This window comes from Streptomyces sp. NPDC023527 (assembly GCF_055560115.1).
Genome location: NZ_JBVHJJ010000008.1, coordinates 348,473 through 370,290, shown reverse-complemented (window position 1 = coordinate 370,290; position 21,818 = coordinate 348,473). Strand labels below are relative to the sequence as shown.

The 21,818-nt window shown below is 74.8% G+C and carries 2 protein-coding genes; both read left to right on the top strand.

Translation table 11 applies throughout. The features are described 5' to 3' along the window. Nucleotides 1-23: 23 nt before the first annotated feature. On the top strand, nucleotides 24-15,179 hold the full coding sequence (locus ACZ303_RS18670) for a type I polyketide synthase (protein WP_467340180.1): 15,156 nt from the start codon (nucleotides 24-26) through the stop codon (nucleotides 15,177-15,179). Nucleotides 15,180-15,185: 6 nt separating this feature from the next. Then, on the top strand, nucleotides 15,186-21,776 hold the full coding sequence (locus tag ACZ303_RS18665) for an SDR family NAD(P)-dependent oxidoreductase (RefSeq protein ID WP_467340207.1): 6,591 nt from the start codon (nucleotides 15,186-15,188) through the stop codon (nucleotides 21,774-21,776). The last annotated feature ends 42 nt before the right edge of the window (nucleotides 21,777-21,818 follow it).

Below are 21,818 nucleotides of genomic sequence, written 5' to 3'. Positions count from 1 at the left end.
TGGCGTTGAGGAACAGAATTCAGATGACGACGACTGACGAGAACAAACTCCGGGACTATCTCAAGCGCGCCACTGTCGATCTGCGCCATGCGCGTCAGCGCCTGCGCGAGGTGGAGAGCAAGAACCACGAGCCCATCGCGATCGTGGCGATGAGCTGCCGCTTCCCGGGCGGTGTGCGGTCGCCCGAGGAACTGTGGGACCTGGTCGCCGGCGGCCGGGACGCGATATCGGACTTCCCGGCCGACCGCGGCTGGGACCTCGACGCGCTCTACGACCCGGACCCCGAGGCCCCCGGGACGACGTACGCGCGGCAGGGCGGTTTCCTCTACGAGGCCGGTGACTTCGACGCCGCGTTCTTCGGTATCGGCCCGCGCGAGGCCCTCGCCATGGACCCGCAGCAGCGGCTGCTGCTGGAGGCGTCCTGGGAGGCCGTCGAGCGGGCGGGCATCGACCCGGTGACGCTGCGCGGCAGCCGCACCGGCGTGTTCGCCGGGCACATGTACCACGACTACGTCTCCCGGCTGCCCGGCATCCCCGAGGGCATCGAGGGATACGTCAGCACCGGCAACTCCGGCAGCGTCGTCTCCGGCCGGATCGCCTACACCCTGGGCCTGGAGGGCCCGGCGGTGACGGTCGACACGGCGTGCTCGTCGTCGCTGGTGGCGCTGCACCTCGCGGTGCAGGCGCTGCGGCAGGGCGAGTGCGACATGGCGCTGGCCGGCGGTGTGACGGTGATGTCCGGGCCGACCACGTTCGTCGAGTTCAGCCGGCAGCGCGGGCTGTCGCCCGACGGCCGCTGCCGGGCGTTCTCCGCCTCGGCCGACGGCACCGGCTGGGGCGAGGGCGTCGGCGTGCTGCTCGTCCAGCGGCTCTCCGACGCCCGTCGCGACGGCCACCCCGTGCTGGCCGTGGTCCGGGGCACCGCCGTCAACCAGGACGGCGCCTCCAATGGCCTCACCGCCCCCAACGGCCCCTCCCAGCAGCGCGTCATCCACCAGGCCCTCGCCAACGCCCGGCTCTCCCCGTCCGAGGTCGACGCCGTCGAGGCCCACGGCACCGGCACCTCCCTCGGCGACCCCATCGAGGCCCAGGCCCTGCTCGCCACGTACGGGCAGGAACGGGACGCCGACCGGCCCCTGTGGCTCGGCTCCATCAAGTCGAACATCGGCCACACCCAGGCCGCCGCCGGTGTCGCCGGTGTCATCAAGATGGTCCAGGCGCTCCGCCACGGGGTGCTGCCGCCGACCCTCCACGTCGACGCGCCGTCCCCGCACGTCGACTGGACGGCCGGCGCCGTCTCGCTGCTGACCGAGAAGACCGCGTGGCCCGAGACCGGGGCGCCCCGGCGTGCCGGAGTCTCCGCGTTCGGCGTCAGCGGCACCAACGCGCACGTCGTCATCGAGCAGCCGGACGCCGAGGAGGAGCCGGGAGCGTACGAGCCGGGCGGCGAGGCGGGCACCACCTCCACCGAGGCCGCCACCGTCTCCCTCCCGCTGATCCCCTGGGCCCTCTCCGGCAAGGACGAGGCCGCCCTCACCGCCCAGGCCGGGCGCCTCCTCGCGCACCTCGCCGAGCGGCCCGGTCTCGACGCCGGTGACGTCGCGCTCTCCCTCGCGACCACCCGCACCGCGTTCGCCCACCGCGCCGTGCTCCTCGCCGAGGACCGCCCCGCCCTCGAACGCTCCCTGACCGCGCTGGCCTCCGGCGCACCCGACCCCACCCTCGTCCGCGGCACCGCCGCCCATCCCCGCCAGGTGGCGTTCGTCTTCCCCGGCCAGGGCTCGCAGTGGGCCGGCATGGCCCTCGAACTCCTCGACTCCACCGACGAGTCCTCCCGCGTCTTCCGCGACCGCCTCCAGAAGTGCGAGGACGCGCTCGCCCCGCACGTCGACTGGTCGCTGACCGCCGTCCTGCGCGGCGCCCCCGGCGCCCCCGGCTTCGACCGGGTCGACGTCGTCCAGCCCGTGCTGTGGGCCGTGATGGTGTCCCTCGCCGAGCTGTGGCGCTCGTACGGCGTCGAGCCGGCCGCCGTAGCCGGACACAGCCAGGGCGAGATCGCCGCCGCCTGCGTGGTCGGCGCGCTGACCATCGAGGACGCCGCGAAGGTCGTGGCCCTGCGCAGCCGGGCGCTGACCGCGCTGTCCGGCCGGGGCGGCATGATGTCCGTCGGCCTGCCGCTGGCGGACCTGACCCCGCGCATGGAGCCCTGGGGCGAGCGGCTGTCCGTGGCCGCCGTCAACAGCCCGTCCTCGACCGTCCTTTCCGGCGAGCCCGACGCGCTGGCCGAACTCCGCGACGTCCTCCAGGCCGACGACATCCGCGCCCGGATCATCGCCGTCGACTACGCCTCCCACTCCGCGCAGGTCGAGTCGGTGCGCGAACGCGTCCTGGACGCCCTGGCCGACCTCGCACCGCGCTCCTCCGACGTGCCCTTCTACTCCACCGTCACCGGCGGCCCGCTGGACACCGCCACGCTGGACGCCGAGTACTGGTACCGCAGCCTGCGGCAGACCGTCCACTTCGAACAGGCCACCCGGTCCCTGGTCGAGGACGGGCACAGCGCCCTCATCGAGGTCAGCGCCCACCCCGTCCTGACCATCGGCATGCAGGAAACCCTCGACGCCATGGGCAGCGACGCCACGGCCCTGGGCACCCTCCGCCGCGACGAGGGCGGCCCCGCCCGCTTCCTGCGCTCCGCCGCCGAGGCCCACGCCCATGGCGTCACCCTCGACTGGCACGCCGTCTTCACCGGCACCGGCGCCCGCCCGGCCCCCCTCCCGACCTACGCCTTCCAGCACCAGCGGTTCTGGCTGGACGCCCCGCACTCCGCCGGCGACGCCGCCGGCCTCGGCCTGGGCCCCGCCGACCACCCCCTGCTGGGCGCCGTCGTCGCCCCCGCCGACTCCGACGGCCTGCTGCTCACCGGCCGCCTGTCCCTGCACACCCACCCCTGGCTCGCCGAGCACGTCGTCATGGGCACCGCCCTGCTGCCGGGCACGGCGTTCGTGGAGCTGGCGATCCGCGCCGGCGACCACATCGGCTGCGCGAACCTGGAGGAACTCGCCCTCCAGGCGCCGCTGCTGCTCCCCGAGCACGGCGGAGCCGTCGTCCAGGTCTCGGTCGGCGAGGCCGACGACCACGGTCGCCGGAACCTCACCGTCCACTCCCGGCCCGACGACGCCACCCCCGACGAGCCCTGGACCTGCCACGGCACCGGCGTCCTCGCGCCCGGGACCGCCGACGCCCCGCAGGACCTCACCGCCTGGCCGCCCGCCGACGCCACCCCCGTCGACCTCACCGACTTCTACGCGCGACTCGCCGAGCGGCACTTCGCGTACGGACCGCTGTTCCAGGGGCTGCGCGCCGCCTGGCGCAACGGCGACGAGGTCTTCGCGGAAGTCGCCCTGCCCGCCGAAGCCCACGCCGACGCCGCGCGGTACGGCCTGCACCCGGCCCTCCTCGACGCCGCCCTGCACGCCGTCGGCTTCGGCCCCCTCGGCGACATGGGCACCGGCCGGATGGCCTTCGCCTGGGAGAACGTGCGCCTGCACGCCACCGGCGCCACGGAGCTGCGCGTACGCCTCACCCCCGCCGGCACCGACGCCGTGACCGTCACCGTCGCGGACGGCACCGGCCGGCCCGTCGCCGGCGTCGGCGCCCTGACCTTCCGCACGGTCTCCGAGGACCAACTCCGCACCGCCGCCCGCACCGACCACCACGACACGCTCTACCGCGTCGACTGGACACCCCTGCCGGTCCCGGGCACCGCTCCCACCGCCCGCGCGGTCGTCCTCGGCGCCCCCGGCACCGCCGCCGCCCGCGCCCTGGGCGCCGACGTCCACGCCGACCTGACGGCACTGACCGACGCCCTCTCGGCCGGAGCCGCCGTACCCGACGTCGTCGTCCACGAGATCCCTGGCGGCGACAGCACCGCCGAGGCCGTACGGGCGACCGCCCGCGACACCCTCGCCCTCGTACGGGCCTGGCTCGCCGACGAACGACTCGCCAGCGCCCGCCTGGTGCTCCTCACCCGCGACGCCGTCGCCACCCGCCCCGGCGCCGACACCCCGGGCCTGGCCCACGCACCCGTCTGGGGCCTGATCCGCTCGGCCCAGTCCGAGAACGCCGACCGCCTCGTACTCGCGGACATCGACGGCCACGAGGACTCCTACCGAAAGCTGCCCACCGCACTCGCCGCGGACGAGCCCCAGTTGGCCCTGAGGGCGGGGGAGTTGTCCGTACCGCGACTGGCACGGGTGCCGGCCGGCGAGCGGACGGCCGCGCTCACCGTATCCGCGGGAGCGGACGCGCCCGGCGAGGACGAGAGCGCCGGTGCGTCTGCCGCGACCGTCAAGTCCGGCGGGACCACGGTGTCTGCCGGGGGTGACGCACCGGGCGAGGCCGGTAGCTCTGCTGCGGCTGCCGGGACCACGGCAGCCGCCGCGTCCGGCGCACCGATCGGGGGCGACGCGCCCGGCGAGGGCAACGGCTCCGACGCGCCCGCCGGTACCGGCGGCGCTGGTGCGCCCGCCATCGGGGCCGGGGTCATCGACCCCCACGGCACCGCCCTCATCACCGGCGGCACCGGTGCGCTCGGCCGACTCGTCGCCGAGCACCTCATCACCGTCCACGGCGTCCGGCACATCGTCCTCACCAGCCGACGCGGCGCCGACGCCGACGGCGCCGCCGACCTGAAGGCCGCGCTGGAAGCGTCCGGCACCGCCACCGTCACCCTCGCCGCCTGCGACACCGCCGACCGGGACGCCCTCGCGGCCCTCCTCGCCGGTCTGCCCGCGGACCGGCCGCTGACCGCCGTCTTCCACGCCGCGGCGGTCGTCGCCGGCGGCCTCGTCGACTCCCTCACCGCCGAGGAACTCGACCAGGTCCTGCGGCCCAAGGTCGACGCGACCCTCAACCTCCACGAGCTCACCCGCGACCTCGACCTGTCCGCGTTCGTACTCTTCTCCTCCTTCGCCGGCGTCCTCGGCGGCGCCGGACAGGGCGCCTACGCGGCGGGCAACGCCTTCCTCGACGCCCTCGCCACCCACCGCAGGGCCCAGGGCCTCCCGGCCTCCTCGATGGCCTGGGGCGTCTGGGCCGAACGCGGCGAACAGACCCGCCTCGAAGCGAGCGACCTCCAGCGCATGGCCCGCGCCGGCCTCGTGCCGCTCACCGCCGAGGAAGGGCTGAGCCTCCTCGACACCGCCCGCGCCCTCGACGACCCGGCCGTCGCCCCCGTCCGCCTCGACCTCGCCGCCATGCGCGCCCAGGCCGCGAACGGCGCCGTGCCCGCCCTGCTGCGCGGCCTCATCAGGACCCCGCTGCGCCGCACCGCCGAAGCCGGCACCGCGGGACAGGCCAACGCCGAGCTCCAGCGGCTGGCCGCGCTGCCCCCGGCCGAGCGGCGCGACGCGCTCGTCACGCTCGTCCGAACACAGGTCGCCGCGGTCCTCGGCCACACCGCCCCGGACGCCATCGACGCCGGCCGGGCCTTCCGCGAACTGGGCTTCGACTCCCTCGCGGCCATGGAACTCCGCAACCGCCTCGGCACCGCCGCCGGCGTCCGCCTGCCCGCGACCGTCGTCTTCGACCACCCCACACCCGCCGCCCTCGCCTCCTACCTCCTGGAGGAGGTCGCCGGCGACAGCCGGGCGGCCCTCGTCACCACCGCCCCGACGACCGCGAACCGCACCGCCGTCCACGACGAGCCCATCGCGATCGTCGCGATGGGCTGCCGGTTCCCCGGCGACGTACGGTCGCCCGAGGACCTGTGGCGGCTGCTGGCCGAAGGCGGCGACGCCATCACCGGCCTGCCCACCAACCGCGGCTGGGACCTCGACCGCCTCTACGACGCCGACCCCGACACCCAGGGCACCAGCTACACCCGCGAAGGCGGCTTCCTCCACGACGCCGGCGACTTCGACCCCGAATTCTTCGGCATCTCGCCGCGCGAGGCCCTCGCCATGGACCCCCAGCAGCGCCTCCTCCTCGAAGTCACCTGGGAAGCCTTCGAACGAGCCGGCATCGACCCCGCCGAACTGCGCTCCACCCGCACCGGCGTCTTCGCGGGCACCAACGGCCAGGACTACGCGGTGGGAGCCGCGCAGAACCCCGCCGAGGGCATGGAAGGACACCTGCTCACAGCGAACTCGGCCGCCGTCGTCTCCGGCCGCCTCGCGTACACCTTCGGGCTGGAGGGCCCGGCGGTGACGGTCGACACGGCGTGCTCGTCGTCGCTGGTGGCGCTGCACCTCGCGGTGCAGGCGCTGCGGCAGGGCGAGTGCGAGATGGCCCTGGCCGGCGGCGTCACCGTCATGGCCACCCCCGGCGCCCTCATCGGCTTCAGCCGCCAGCGCGGCCTCTCCGAGGACGGCCGCTGCCGGGCCTTCGCCGCCTCCGCGGACGGCACAGGACTCGCCGAGGGCGTCGGCATGCTCCTCGTGGAACGCCTGTCGGACGCCGAGCGCAACGGACACCAGGTACTGGCCGTCGTACGCGGCAGCGCCGTCAACCAGGACGGCGCGTCGAACGGCCTCACCGCCCCGAACGGCCCCGCCCAGCAGCGCGTGATCCAGCAGGCGCTGGCGAGCGCCGGCCTGTCGCCGTCGGACGTCGACGCGGTCGAGGCGCACGGCACCGGCACGACGCTGGGCGACCCCATCGAGGCCCAGGCGCTGCTCAAGGCGTACGGGCAGCAGCGCCCCGAGGACAGCCCGCTGTGGCTCGGCACCGTCAAGTCCAACATCGGCCACACGCAGGCCGCCGCCGGTGTCGCGGGCATCATCAAGATGGTCATGGCGATGCGGGCGGGCGTCCTGCCCAGGACCCTGCACGTGGACGAGCCGTCACCGCACGTCGACTGGTCGGCGGGGGCGATGCGCCTGCTGACCGACCCCGTCGACTGGCCCTCCGGCCGCGCCGCCGTGCGCCGGGCGGGCATCTCCTCCTTCGGCGTCAGCGGCACGAACGCGCACGTCATCATCGAAGAGGCCCCGCCGACGACGGCTCCCGAGCCCGTCGAGGCCGTCGACGACCCGAGCGTCCCGTGGGTGATCTCCGCCAAGGACCAGGCCGCCCTGCGCGACCAGGCCGAGCGCCTCCTCACGTACGTACAAGCCACCCCGGAACTCGCCCCGGCCGACGTCGGCCTCTCCCTGGCCACGACGCGCGGGGCCCTGCCCCAGCGCGCCGCGGTCGTGGGGAAGACCCGCGGCGAACTGCTCGACGGCCTGGGCGCACTGGCCCGAGGCGAGACGCCCGGTGGGGCGGGGGCGCGTGGGGTCGCGGTCGGTGAGACCCCGAAGCTCGCGGTGTTGTTCTCGGGTCAGGGGAGCCAGCGGCCGGGGATGGGGCGTGAGCTGTACGACGCGTTCCCTGTCTTCGCGGACGCCTTCGACGCGGTGTGCGGGGAGCTCGACCGGCACCTTGAGGAGTCGGTGCGGGAGGTGATGTTCGGCGAGGACGCGGAGAAGCTGAACCGGACCGGGTTCACACAGCCTGCGTTGTTCGCCGTCGAGGTCGCCCTTTTCCGCCTTGTCGAGTCGTGGGGCGTGCGGCCGGACTTCCTGGCCGGGCATTCGATCGGTGAGCTGGCCGCCGCGCATGTGGCGGGGGTTCTTTCCCTGGCTGATGCGGCGGCTCTGGTGGCCGCTCGTGGTCGGTTGATGCAGGCGTTGCCGGCCGGTGGTGTGATGGTGGCGGTGCAGGCGACGGAGGCCGAGGTTCTTCCGCTGCTTGAGGGTCATGAGGCGGGCATTGCGGCGGTCAATGGCCCGACGTCGGTGGTCATTTCGGGTGCCGAGGATGCGGTGACGGCCATCGTCGAGCGTCTGGCGGCTGAGGGTCGTAAGACCAAGCGCCTCACGGTCTCGCATGCGTTCCACTCTCCGTTGATGGAGCCGATGCTGGCGGAGTTCCGCACGGTGGCCGAAGGTCTGGCCTTCTCCGCCCCGCAGACCCCGATCGTCTCGACCCTCACCGGGCAGCTCGTATCGCCCGACGACCTGTGCGACCCGGAGTACTGGGTCCGTCACGTCCGCCAGGCCGTCCGTTTCGCCGACGCGGTCGAGGCCCTTGCCGCCGAAGGTGCCCGTACCTTCCTGGAGATCGGCCCCGGCGGTGTCCTGACCGCCATGGCCCAGGAGACCCTGGACGAGGCGGCCACCGCCATCCCGTCCCTCCGCACCGACCGCCCCGAGGACGTCGCCCTCACCACCGCCCTCGCCCACCTCCACGTCAACGGCACCCCCATCGCCTGGCCCGCGTTCTTCGCCGGCACCGGCGCCCGGCGTGTCGACCTGCCCACCTACGCCTTCCAGCACCAGTACTACTGGCTGATGCCGAGGCCCGCCGACGCGGAGACCGCCGCCCTCGCGGACCCGGCGGAGGCGGGCTTCTGGGATGTCGTCGAGCGGGAGGACCTCGCTTCCCTGTCCGAGCAGTTGGAGCTCGACGGGCAGGCGCCGCTCAGCTCCGTCCTTCCGGCGCTGTCGCACTGGCGGCGACAGCAGCGCGACCGGTCGGTCGTGGACAGCCGGCTCTACCGGGCCGGCTGGAAGCCGCTGTCCGGACGCGAGCCGGCGACCGGGCTGACCGGCACCTGGCTTCTCGTCTCCCACGCCGGGGACGAGGAGAGCCCGACCGCCCTCGCCCTCCGGTCGGCGCTCTCCGCCCACGGCGCCGAGGTCGTCGAGCTCGTGGCCCACGCCGCCGACGACCGGGCCGTCCTCGCCGACCGCGTACGTGACGCGCTCGGCGAGGAGGCATCGCCCACCGGCGTCCTGTCGCTCCTCGCCCTCGCCGAGGACCCGCACCCGGCGCACAGTGTCCTGCCGATCGGTCTGGCCCTGACCACCGTCCTCGTGCAGGCCCTCGGGGACGCGGACCTGGCGGCGCCGCTGTGGTGCGTCACGCGCGGCGCGGTGTCCGTGGGCCGTTCGGACACCCTGCTGAGCCCGGCCCAGGGCATGGTCTGGGGCCTGGGCCGCTCGGTCGCGCTGGAGTACGCCGAGCGGTGGGGCGGACTGCTCGACCTGCCCGAGACGCTGGACGAGCGTGCCGCGCGGCGCCTCGTGGCCGTACTGGGCGGGGAGAGCGATGAGGACCAGGTCGCGGTCCGGGCCTCCGGCACCTTCGTACGACGCCTGTCCCACGCGGCCGTCGACCTGCCCGCCGGTCAGGTGTGGCGCCCCCGGGGCACCGTCCTCATCACGGGCGGTACGGGCGCGCTCGGCGCCCACGTGGCACGGCACCTGGCCCGGGGCGGCGCCGAGCACATCGTGCTGACGAGCCGCCGCGGCCCCGATGCCGCCGGAGCCCTCGAACTCGCCTCCGAGATCGAGGCATTGGGTGCCCAGGTGTCCGTCGTCGCCTGTGACGTGGCCGACCGGGACGCCGTCGCGAAGCTCCTCGCGGACCTTCCCGCGCCGCACCCGCTGACCGCGGTCGTGCACGCCGCCGGAATGCCGCAGTTCGCGCCCCTCGCGGAGACCGGGCTCGCCGACCTGGCCGATGTGGTGTCCGCCAAGGTGGCGGGCGCCGCACACCTGGACGAGCTGCTGGGCGACCGGGAGCTGGACGCCTTCGTCCTCTTCTCGTCCGTCGCCGGCGTGTGGGGCAGCGGCAACCAGGCCGCCTACTCCGCCGCCAACGCCTACCTCGACGCCCTCGCCGAGCGCCGCCGCGCCCTCGGGCTCGCCGCCACCGCCGTGGCCTGGGGCCCGTGGGCCGACGGCGGCATGGTCGGCGACGACGAGGCCGAGGCTCACCTGCGCCGCCGCGGCCTGCCCGCGATGTCGCCAGAGACCGGGACGGCCGCCCTCCAGCGGGCCCTGGACGGCGGCGAGACCGCCGTCGTGGTGGCCGACGTGCTGTGGGACCGCTTCGCCCCCGCCTTCACCATCGCCCGGCCCAGCCCGCTCTTCGGCGACCTGCCCGAGGTGCGGCGCGCCCTGGCCGCTGCCGACCGCGGCACGGACGCACAAGCCGGCGCCACCGGCCTGTCGCCCCTGGGCGAACAGCTCGCCGGCCTGTCCGGCGACGAGCGCGACCGGATCCTGCTCGACCTGGTCCGTACGGAGGTCGCCAAGGCGCTCGGCCACGCCGGCGCCGAGGCGGTCGCGCCGGACCGGGCGTTCAAGGACCTGGGCTTCGACTCGCTCACCGGCGTCGAACTGCGCAACAGCCTCAACGCCGCGACCGGCCTGCGCCTGCCCACCACCCTCGTCTTCGACCACCCCAACGCCCTCGCCCTCGCCGCGCACCTCGCCGCGGAGCTGCCCGGCCGGCAGACCGCCGAGGCCGTGCGCACGACATCGGAGACCGCGGCGGGCGGTGGCGACGAGCCGATCGCGATCGTGGCGATGAGCTGCCGGTTCCCCGGCGGGGTCCGCTCGCCGGAGGAGCTGTGGCAGCTGCTCCTCGACGGCGCGGACGCGGTGTCGGAGTTCCCGGCCGACCGGGGCTGGGACCTGGACGCCCTCTACGACCCCGACCCCGAGCACTCCGGCACCACCTACGTCAACGAAGGCGGCTTCCTGCACGACGCGGGCCACTTCGACCCGAAGTTCTTCGGCATCTCGCCGCGCGAGGCCCTCGCCATGGACCCCCAGCAGCGGCTGCTGCTGGAGAGCGCCTGGGAGACCGTGGAGCGGGCCCGCCTCGACCCCGCCACGCTGCGCGGCAGCCAAACGGGCGTCTTCGTCGGCTCCGGCTACCAGGGCTACGGCGCCGGGCTGCGCGAACTGCCCGAAGGCGTCGAGGGGCACCTCCTCACCGGCAGCTCCGGCAGCGTCATGTCCGGCCGCATCGCCTACTCGCTCGGCCTCGAAGGCCCGGCGGTGACCGTCGACACGGCGTGCTCGTCGTCGCTGGTGGCGCTGCACCTGGCGACCCAGGCGCTGCGGCAGGGCGAGTGCTCGCTCGCCCTGGTCGGCGGCGCGACGGTGATGTCCAGCCCGAACGCCTTCGTCGAGTTCAGCCGCCAGCGCGGCCTCGCCGCCGACGGCCGCTGCAAGCCGTTCGCCGGGGCGGCGGACGGTACGGGCTGGGGCGAGGGCGTCGGCATGCTCCTCGTCGAGCGGCTCTCCGACGCCCGCCGCAACGGTCACCCCGTGCTCGCCGTCGTACGCGGCAGCGCGGTCAACCAGGACGGCGCCTCCAACGGCCTGACCGCGCCCAACGGCCCCGCCCAGCAGCGGGTGATCCGCCAGGCGCTCGCCAACGCCGGTCTGTCACCGGCGGACATCGACACGGTCGAGGCCCACGGCACCGGCACCGCCCTCGGCGACCCCATCGAGGCCCAGGCGCTGCTCGCCACGTACGGGCAGGAGCGGGACGCGGACCGGCCGCTGTGGCTGGGTTCGATGAAGTCGAACATCGGCCACACCCAGGCCGCCTCCGGCGTCGCCGGTGTCATCAAGACGGTGCTCGCCCTGCGGCACGGGACGCTGCCGAAGACCCTCCATGTCGACGAGCCGTCCCCGCACGTCGACTGGACGGCGGGCGCGGTACGCCTGCTGACGGAAACCGCCGAGTGGACGGAGACCGGCCGCCCCCGGCGCGCCGCCGTCTCCTCCTTCGGGGTCAGCGGCACGAACGCGCACACCATCATCGAGCAGGCCCCGGCCGACGAGCCGGAGGAGGCCCCGGCCGGCTCCGACGACGGGCGCGGCCTCCCCTGGGTGCTGTCCGGCAAGGACGAGACCGCCCTGCGCGAGCAGGCCCGCGCCCTCCTCTCCCACGTCGAGAACCACCCGGGCCTCGACCCGGCGGACACCGCCTACTCCCTGGCCGTCTCGCGTACGGCCATGGAACACCGTGCCGTCGTCGTCGGCCACGACACCGCCGACCTCGTCGCGGGCCTCGGCGCCCTGAGCCGCGGCGAGTCGGCGGCGGGCCTGGTACGCGGCTCGACCGGCACCACCGGCGGCCGGCTGGCCCTGCTGTTCTCGGGCCAGGGCAGCCAGCGACCGGGCATGGGCCGCGAGCTGTACGCGACGTCCCCGGCGTTCGCCGACGCCTTCGACGAGGTCTGCGCGCACCTGGACGCCCACCTGGTCGAGCCCCTGCGGGAGGTCGTCTTCGGTGAGGACGCGGAAAAGCTGAGCCGGACCGGTTTTACACAGCCTGCGTTGTTCGCTGTTGAGGTGGCGTTGTTCCGTCTGGTGGAGTCGTGGGGGGTGCGGGCGGACTTCCTGGCCGGGCACTCGATCGGCGAGCTGGCCGCTGCGCATGTGGCCGGGGTGCTGTCCCTCGCCGATGCGGCGGCGCTCGTCAGCGCCCGGGGCCGGTTGATGGAGGAGCTGCCCTCGGGTGGGTTGATGGTGGCGGTGCAGGCTTCTGAGGCCGAGGTCCTGCCGCTGCTGGTCGGCCGGGAGAGCAAGATCGGGCTCGCGGCGGTCAACGGTCCGTCGTCCGTGGTGCTTTCGGGTGCCGAGGACGCGGTGATCGAGATCGCGGGTCTGCTGGCGGGGCAGGGTCGTAGGACCAAGCGGCTGACGGTGTCGCACGCCTTCCATTCGCCGCTGATGGATCCGATGCTGGCTTCCTTCCGGAAGGTCGCCGAGGCGGTGACGTTCAACCCTCCGACGATCCCGGTCGTCTCCACGCTCACCGGACAGCTCGTATCGGCCGAGGAACTGTGCGACCCGGAGTACTGGGTGCGGCACGTCCGTCAGGCCGTCCGTTTCGCCGACGCGGTCGAGGCGCTCTCCGCCGAAGGCGCCCGCATCTTCCTGGAGATCGGTCCCGGCGGCGTCCTGACCGCCATGGCCCAGGAGACCTTGGACGAGAAGGCCACGGCCATCCCGTCCCTCCGCACCGACCGCCCCGAGCCCGAGGCCGTCACCACCGCCCTGGCCCACCTTCACGTCAACGGCACGCGGATCGACTGGGAAGCCGTCTTCACCGGCACTCGCACCCGTCGCGTCGACCTGCCCACCTACCCCTTCCAGCACCAGCGCTACTGGCTGGAGAGCCCGACCGCGGAGGCGGGAGCGGCCTCGGCCGACCCCGCCGAGGCGGAGTTCTGGGACACCGTGGAGAACGGCGGGGCCGCCGCTCTGGCCGAGCGGCTCGGCCTCGGCGCCGAGGCGCCGCTCGATTCGGTGGTCGCCGCCCTGTCGACCTGGCGTCGTGAGTCCAAGGACAAGTCCACGATCGACAGCTGGCGTTACCAGACCACCTGGAAGCCGCTCACGGACCTGCCCTCCGCCACCCTCACGGGCACCTGGCTCCTCGTCACCACGGACGACGACGCTGACCTCGCGGACACCTGCGGACAGGCTCTCGGCGCGCACGGCGCCGACATCCGCACCGTCCGCGTCACCGGCCCCGCCACCGACCGCGCGGCCCTCACCGAGCTGCTGCGCACCGCGATGGCCTCCGGTCCCGTCACCGGCGTCCTCTCCCTGCTCGCCCTCGACGAGCGGGCCCACCCCGGTCTCGCCGACCTGCCCGCCGGCCTGGCCTCGACCATGGCCCTCGTACAGGCGCTGGGCGACCTCGAAGCGGACGTGCCGCTGTGGTGCGTGACGCGCGGCGCCGTGTCCGTGGGCCGCTCCAACCCCGTCGAGCGGCCTCTCCAGGGGCTCGTGTGGGGCATGGGACGTGCGGCCGCCCTGGAATACCCGCAGCGCTGGGGCGGGTTGATCGACCTGCCCGAGGCCCTCGACGCGCGCACCCTGGACCGGTTGGCCGACGTGCTCGCCGGCGCCACCGGTGCGGAGGACCAGCTCGCGGTGCGGGGCGCCGGAGTGTTCGTACGGAGGCTGGCGCGTACGGTCAGGAGCACCGGAAACGTCACCGACGGCGGATGGCGGCCGCGCGGTACGGTGCTGATCACCGGCGGTACGGGCTCGCTCGGCGGACACGCCGCCCGCTGGCTGGCGGCCAACGGTGCCGAGCACCTCGTACTGACCAGCCGCCGCGGCTCCTCGGCCGCGGGCGCCGGGGAACTCCGCGCCGAACTCCAGGCGCTCGGGGCCGAGGTCACGATCGCCGCGTGCGACGTCGCCGACCGGGCCGCCCTGGCCGGGCTGCTCGACTCGCTCCCGGACGACGCGCCGCTCACCGGCGTCGTGCACGCCGCGGGTCTGCCGCAGTTCGCGACCATCATGGACACGAGCCCGGAGGAACTGGCCGCCGTGGTGTCGGCCAAGGTGGCGGGCGCGGTGCACCTCGACGAGCTGCTGGGCGACCGGCGGTTGGACGCCTTCGTGCTCTTCTCGTCGGTCTCCGGCGTGTGGGGCAGCGGCAGCCAGGCCGCCTACTCGGCGGCCAACGCCTTCCTCGACGCGCTCGCGCAGCGGCGCCGGGCGCGCGGCCTGGCCGCGACGGCCGTGGCCTGGGGGCCCTGGGCCGAGGGCGGCATGGCGGCCGACGGGGGAGCGGAGGAACACCTCCGGCGCCGTGGACTGCCCTCGCTCTCCCCGACCCTGGCGATCTCCGCGCTCCAGCGGGCCCTGGACGGCGACGAGACCGCCGTGGTGGTGGCCGATGTCGACTGGTCGAGGTTCGCGCCGTCGTTCACCATCGGCCGGCCGAGCCCGCTGCTGGGCGACCTGCCCGAGGTACGGGCGGCACTGGCGGGCGCCCGCGAGGGCGACGACGGCCAGGACGGTACGGGAGCCTCCGAGCTCACCCGGAGCCTCGCGGGCCTGCCGCCCACCGATCAGCACGAGGTCCTCCTGCACATCGTGCGCACGGAGGCCGCCGCGGTCCTCGGCTACGCGCAGGCCGCCGCGATCGAGCCGGAGCGGGCGTTCCGCGAGCTCGGGTTCGATTCGCTGACCGCGGTCGAGCTGCGCAACCGCATCGGCGCGGCGACGGGGCTGAAGCTCCCCACCACGATGGTCTTCGACCACCCCAACCCCACCGCCCTCACCGACCACCTGCGAGCCGCCCTCGTACCGGAGACGGCAGACACCGGAACCGGCGGCGACGGCGACCGGGACGACGCCCACGTGCGACGCGCCCTCGCGTCCATCCCGCCGGCCAGGCTCCGCGAAGCGGGGCTGCTGGACGCCCTCCTGCGCCTCGCGGCGGCGGGCGACGGCGTCGGCGGACCGGGGAACGGCGAGCCGGCGAAGGAGCCCGCCCCCGACCCCGAGTCCGCGTCCATCGAGTCGATGGACATCGACAACCTCATCGAACTGGCGCTTGGCGACAGCGACTTCTGAGACGGCCTGAGTACGGAGCACATGATGACCACGTCGAACGAGAAAATCGTTCAAGCACTGCGGGCCTCCCTCCAGGAGACCGAGCGGCTGCGCCGGCAGAACAAGCAACTGGTGGACGACGCCCGGGAGCCCATCGCGATCATCGCGATGAGCTGCCGATTCCCCGGCGGCGTCCGGTCCCCCGAGGACCTGTGGCGACTGGTCGCCGACGGCGGCGACGCCATCTCCGGTTTCCCCGCCGACCGCGGCTGGGACCTGGAGGCGCTCTACGACCCGGATCCCGACAACGCGGGCACCTGCTACGTCCGCGAGGGCGGCTTCCTCCAGGACGTCGGGGAGTTCGACGCGGGCTTCTTCGGGATCTCGCCACGCGAGGCGCTGATGATGGACCCGCAGCAGCGACTGCTGCTGGAGACCTCCTGGGAGGTCTTCGAGCGGGCGGGCATCGACCCGGCCACCCTGCGCTCCAGCCGCACCGGCGTCTTCGCCGGGACGAACGGCCAGGACTACGCCCGCCTGTCCAACTCCCCGGAGGACTTCGACGGCTACCTCGGCACCGGCAACGCCGCCGCCGTCGTATCCGGCCGCATCGCCTACACCTTCGGCCTGGAGGGACCCGCGGTCACGGTCGACACGGCGTGCTCGTCGTCGCTGGTCGCCCTGCACCTGGCGGCGCAGTCGCTGCGCCGGGGCGAGTGCTCGCTGGCGCTCGCCACGGGTGTCACCGTGATGTCCACGCCGGGCGCGTTCATGGAGTTCAGCAGGCAGCGCGGCCTGGCCGACGACGGCCGCTGCAAGCCCTTCTCCGCCTCGGCGGACGGCACCGGCTGGGGCGAAGGCGTCGGCGTGCTGCTCGTCGAGCGGCTCTCCGACGCCCGCCGCAACGGCCACCGCGTCCTCGCGGTCGTACGCGGCAGCGCCGTCAACCAGGACGGCGCCTCCAACGGCCTCACCGCACCCAACGGCCAGGCCCAGCAACGCGTCATCCGCCAGGCGCTGGCCGACGCGGACCTCACCGCGGCGGACGTCGACGCCGTCGAGGCGCACGGCACCGGAACCTCCCTCGGCGACCCCATCGAGGCCCAGGCCCTGCTCGCGACGTACGGGCAGGGGCGCGCGGCCGGCCGGCCGCTGCTGCTCGGGGCGCTGAAGTCCAACATCGGGCACACCCAGGCGGCGGCGGGCATCGCCGGCGTGATCAAGACGGTGCTGGCGATGCGGCACGGCGTGCTGCCCCGCACCCTCCACCTGGACGAGCCCTCGCCGCACGTGGACTGGGCGGCCGGTGACGTACAGCTGCTGACGGAGGCCGTGGCATGGCCGGAGTCCGGTCACCCGCGCCGGGCGGGCGTCTCGGCGTTCGGCGTCAGCGGCACCAACGCGCACGTCATCCTGGAACAGCCGGCGCCCGACACCGACGACACCGCACCGGGCGAATCCGTGGAAGCGCCCGCCGCCCCGATCATCTGGCCGATCTCGGCCCGCGACGCCGGCGCCCTGTCGGGCCAGGCCGAGCGCCTCCTCGCCCACGTGGCGGACCACCCCGAGCACACCCCCGCGGACATCGGCCTTTCGCTGGCCACCACCAGGGCCGCCCTGCCGCACCGCGCCGCCGTGATCGGCACCGGCCGCGACGAACTGCTGCGCGGCCTCCGCGCCCTGGCCCGCGACGAGGCCGGCGGCACGGTCGTACGAGGAGACGGCGCCCGCAGGAACAAGGTCGCCTTCCTCTTCTCCGGGCAGGGCAGTCAGCGTCCCGGCATGGGACGGGAGCTGTACGAGGCGTTCCCGGTCTTCGCCAAGACCTTCGACGAGGTCTGCGCCCACCTGGACCTCCACCTCGAACGCCCCCTGCGGGACGTCATGTTCGAGGCGGAGGGCGAGCTGGACCTCCACCGGACCGGTTACACCCAGCCCGCCCTGTTCGCCGTCGAGGTCGCCCTCTTCCGGCTGGTGGAGTCGTTCGGCGTGCGGCCTGACTTCCTGGCCGGGCACTCGATCGGTGAGCTGGCCGCCGCGCACGTGGCGGGAGTGTTTTCACTGACGGACGCGGCGACGCTCGTCGCCGCCCGTGGCCGGCTGATGCAGGCCCTGCCGGCCGGTGGCGTGATGACGGCCGTGCAGGCGACGGAGGAGGAAGTCCTTCCGCTGCTGGCCGGGTACGAGACCGCGGTCGGTATCGCGGCGGTCAACGGGCCCGCGTCGGTGGTCGTCTCGGGTGCCGAGGACGCGGTGACGGCGATCGCCGAGCGCCTGTCGGCCGACGGCCGCAAGACCAAGCGCCTCACGGTCTCCCACGCCTTCCACTCGCCGCTCATGGAACCGATGCTGGCCGAATTCCGGGCCGTCGCCGAGTCCCTCGCCTACACCGCGCCCTCGACGCCCGTCGTCTCCACCCTCACGGGGCGGCTCACGACCGCCGACGAACTGTGCGACCCGGCGTACTGGGTCCGCCACGTCCGCCAGGCCGTCCGGTTCGGTGACGCGCTGACCACCCTCGCGGCCCGTGGTGCGACCGCCTACCTGGAGATCGGCCCCGGCGGCGTGCTCACCGCCCTCGCGCGGACGGCCCTGGCCGACGGGCCCGACGAGCACGGCGACGACACGACGGCCGAGCCCCGCACGGCCACCGGCGCGAGCGTCGCCGTGCCGGCCCTGCGCGCCGACCGCCCCGAGCCGCAGGCCCTCACCACCGCCCTCGCCCACCTGCACGTCCACGGCGTCGCACCGGACTGGAACACCCTCTACGAGGGCCGGGGCGCGCGCCGCGTCGACCTGCCCACGTACGCCTTCCAGCACCGCAGGCACTGGCTCGACCGGCAGCCCGCGGCCGGGGACCTCACCGGCGTGGGGCTGCGGCCCGCACACCACCCGCTGCTCGGCGCGGTGCTCGGGCGCGCCGACGGCGACGGGGCGCTGCTGACCGGCCGCCTGTCGCTGTCCGCCCAGCCGTGGCTGGCCCAGCACCAGGTCATGGGCGCCGTGCTGCTGCCCGGCACCGCCCTGGTCGACCTCGCCATGCGGGCGGCCGACGAGACCGGCTGCGACCGGGTGGAGGAGCTGACCCTCCGGGCGCCGCTCGTCCTGCCCGAGCGGGGCGGCCTCCGCCTCCAGGTCGCCGTCGGCGGCGCCGACGACACCGGGGGCCGCACCGTCGAGATCTTCTCCCGGCCGGACGACGCCGCCGAGGACGCGCCGTGGACCTCGCACGCCGCCGGCTCGCTGACCTCCACGGGACCGGCGGACCCCGACGAACTGTCGCAGTGGCCGCCCGCCGGCGCGGAACCGGTCACCACCGACGGCTACTACGAGCGCCTGACCGAACTCGGCTTCGGCTACGGGCCGCTCTTCCAGGGCCTGCGCGGGCTGTGGCGCCGGGGCGACGAGGTGTTCGCCGAGGTGACGCTGCCCGACACCACGGACGTCGACGGCTTCGGAGTCCACCCGGCCCTGCTGGACTCCGCGTTGCACGCGGTCGGCCTCGGCGGGCTCCTGCCGGACACCGGGCAGGGCCGTGTCCCGTTCTCCTGGACCGGTGTGACCCTGCACGCCACCGGCGCCGCCGCCCTGCGCGTCCGGCTCGCCTCCACTGGCCACGACGCGGTGTCGCTGCTCGCCGCCGACACCACCGGCCGCCCCGTCGCCTCCGTCGACTCCCTCGTGCTGCGCCCCGTGACGAGCGAACAGCTCGCCGCCGCCCGACCCGCCGAACACCACGACTCCCTCTACCGGCTCACCTGGCCGACGCTCACCCTCCCCGAAAGCGGGACACAGAACGGAAGCTGGGCGCTCCTCGGCGAGGCCCCGGCCGACCTGCTCGCCCCCCTCGCCGAAGCCGGTGCGGACGTCACGGAGCTCGCCGCCCTCGACACCGGGACGCCGACCGCCGACATCGTGCTCGTACGGTCCCTGCCCGGCGGCGACACCGCCGCCGACGTACGCGCCGCGACCGGCCACGCCCTGGAGCTGGTCCGGGCCTGGCTCGCCGAGGACCGGCCGGAGGAGGCACGCCTGGTCCTGCTCACCCGCGGCGCCGTCGCCACCGGGCCCGCCGAGACCGTCGACGACCTGGCGCAGGCGGCTGTCTGGGGCCTCGTCCGCTCGGCCCAGTCGGAGAACCCCGGCCGCGTCGTCCTGCTCGACCTCGACGACACCGCCGCGTCCGTACGCGCCCTGCCCGCCGCCCTGGCCACCGGCGAACCGCAGCTCGCCCTGCGGCACGGCACCGCCCACACGCCCAGGCTGGCCCGCCGGGCCACCGGCGACAGCCTCGTGCCGCCGCCCGGATCCACCGCCTGGCGCGTGACCACCAGCGGCACCGGCACCCTCGACGACCTCGCCCTCACCGACAACCCCGCCGCCACCGCGCCCCTGGGCGAGGGCCAGGTACGCATCGCCGTACGCGCCGCCGGAGTGAACTTCCGTGACGCCCTCATCGCCCTCGGCATGTACCCGGGCGCGGCGACCCTCGGCAGCGAAGCCGCCGGTGTCGTCGTCGAGACCGGCCCCGGCGTCACCGACCTGGCGCCCGGAGACCGCGTCCTCGGCATGATCCCCGAGGCGTTCGGGCCGCTGGCCGTCGCCGACCGGCGGATGGTCGCCCGGATGCCCGAAGGCTGGACGTTCGCCCAGGCCGCCTCCGTACCGATCGTCTTCCTCACCGCCTACTACGCCCTCGTCGACCTGGCCCGCCTGCGCCCCGGCCAGTCCCTCCTCGTCCACTCCGCCGCCGGCGGCGTCGGCATGGCCGCCACCCAGCTCGCCCGCCACCTCGGCGCCGAGGTCTACGGCACGGCGAGCCCCGCCAAGTGGGACGTGCTCCGCTCGACCGCCGGCCTGGACGACGCCCACCTCGCCTCCTCCCGCACCCTCGACTTCGCCCAGCATTTCCTGGCCGCCACCGAGGGCCGCGGGGTCGACGTCGTCCTCAACTCCCTCGCCGGCGAATACGTCGACGCCTCCCTGAGCGTCCTCGCCGAGGGCGGACGCTTCCTGGAGATGGGCAAGACGGACGTCCGCGACGCCGAACGGATCGCCGCGGACCACCACGGCGCGGCCTACCAGGCGTTCGACACGATCGAAGCGGGCCTGGACCGCATCGGGGAGATGCTCCACGCGCTCGTCGAGCTGTTCGAGCGCGGCGTCCTCCAGCCGCTGCCCGTCACCACCTGGGACGTACGCCAGGCCCGCGAGGCGCTGCGCCACCTCAGCCAGGCCCGGCACGTCGGCAAGCTCGTCCTCACCGTGCCGGCCCCACTGGACCCCGACGGCACCGTCCTGATCACCGGCGCCACGGGCGCCCTCGGCGGCACGGTCGCCCGGCACCTGGTCACCGAGCACGGCGTCCGCCGCCTCGTCCTCACCAGCCGGCGCGGCCCGGCGGCCGACGGCGCACAGGAACTGCGCGCGGAACTGGCCGCGCTGGGCGCCGACGTCACCCTCGCCGCCTGCGACGCCGCCGACCGGGACGCCGTCGAGAAGCTCCTCGCGGACATCCCCGCCCGGCACCCGCTGACCGCCGTCGTCCACGCGGCGGGCACCCTCGACGACGGCACCGTCGACGGCCTCACCCCCGAACGCCTCGACGCCGTCCTGCGGCCCAAGGCCGACGCGGCCCGCCACCTGCACGACCTCACCCGCCACCTCGACCTCTCGGCGTTCGTGCTCTTCTCCTCCGTCGCCGCCACCATCGGCAGCGCCGGCCAGGGCAACTACGCCGCGGCGAACGCCTTCCTCGACGCCCTCGCCCAGCGGCGCCGGGCCGAGGGCCTGCCCGCGACGTCCATGGCCTGGGGCCCCTGGGCCGACGGCGGCATGGCCGCCGAGCTCGACGCCGCCGACCGCGAGCGCATGGCACGCTCGGGGGTCGTCGCCTTCCACGCGGCGGAGGGCCTCGCGCTCTTCGACGCCACCTGCCACGGCGAGCACGCCGTCGTCCTGCCCGTCCGCTTCGCCCCCGCGAGCCGCCCGGCCGCCCCGGAGCACGTACCGGCGATCCTCCGCGGCCTGGTCAAGGCACCCGCCCGCCGCACGGCGGAGGCCACGGCCACCGGCGGCGCCGACAGCCTCGGCCGCCGCCTCGACGGCCGGTCCCAGGCCGAACAGACCGACATCCTGCTCGACGTCGTCCGCACCCAGGTGGCGGCCGTCCTCGGCTTCGACGGCCCGCAGGACGTCGAACGCAACCGCGAGTTCAAGGCCCTCGGCTTCGACTCCCTCACCTCCGTGGAACTCCGCAACCGGCTCAACACCGCCACCGGCCTCCGGCTCCCCGCCACGCTCGTCTTCGACTGCCCGACACCCGTCGCGCTCGCCGAGCGGATACGGACCGACCTCGCACCCCGTCAGGCGACACCGGAACTCTCGGTGTTCGGCGAGATCGACAAGCTGGAGGCGGTCCTCACCGCCATCGGCACCGACGACGACATCGTCCGCTCCCGCGTACGGGCGCGGCTGCACAGCGTGCTCGCCAAGTTCAGCGACACCTCCGAGGACCGTCCCGACGGACAGCGGCAGGAAAAGGCCGACGACCGGCTCGAAACCGCCACCATCGACGACATCTTCGACCTGATCGACCAGGAACTCGACGGTTCCTGAACCGTCAACGCCCCTTGACTCCCTCGCGCAATGCCGCGCGAA

Bases quoted from the DNA above. Each gene is read 5' to 3' on its own strand.
- ACZ303_RS18670 (WP_467340180.1), top strand. From the start codon at position 24: ATGACGACGACTGACGAGAACAAACTCCGGGACTATCTCAAGCGCGCC.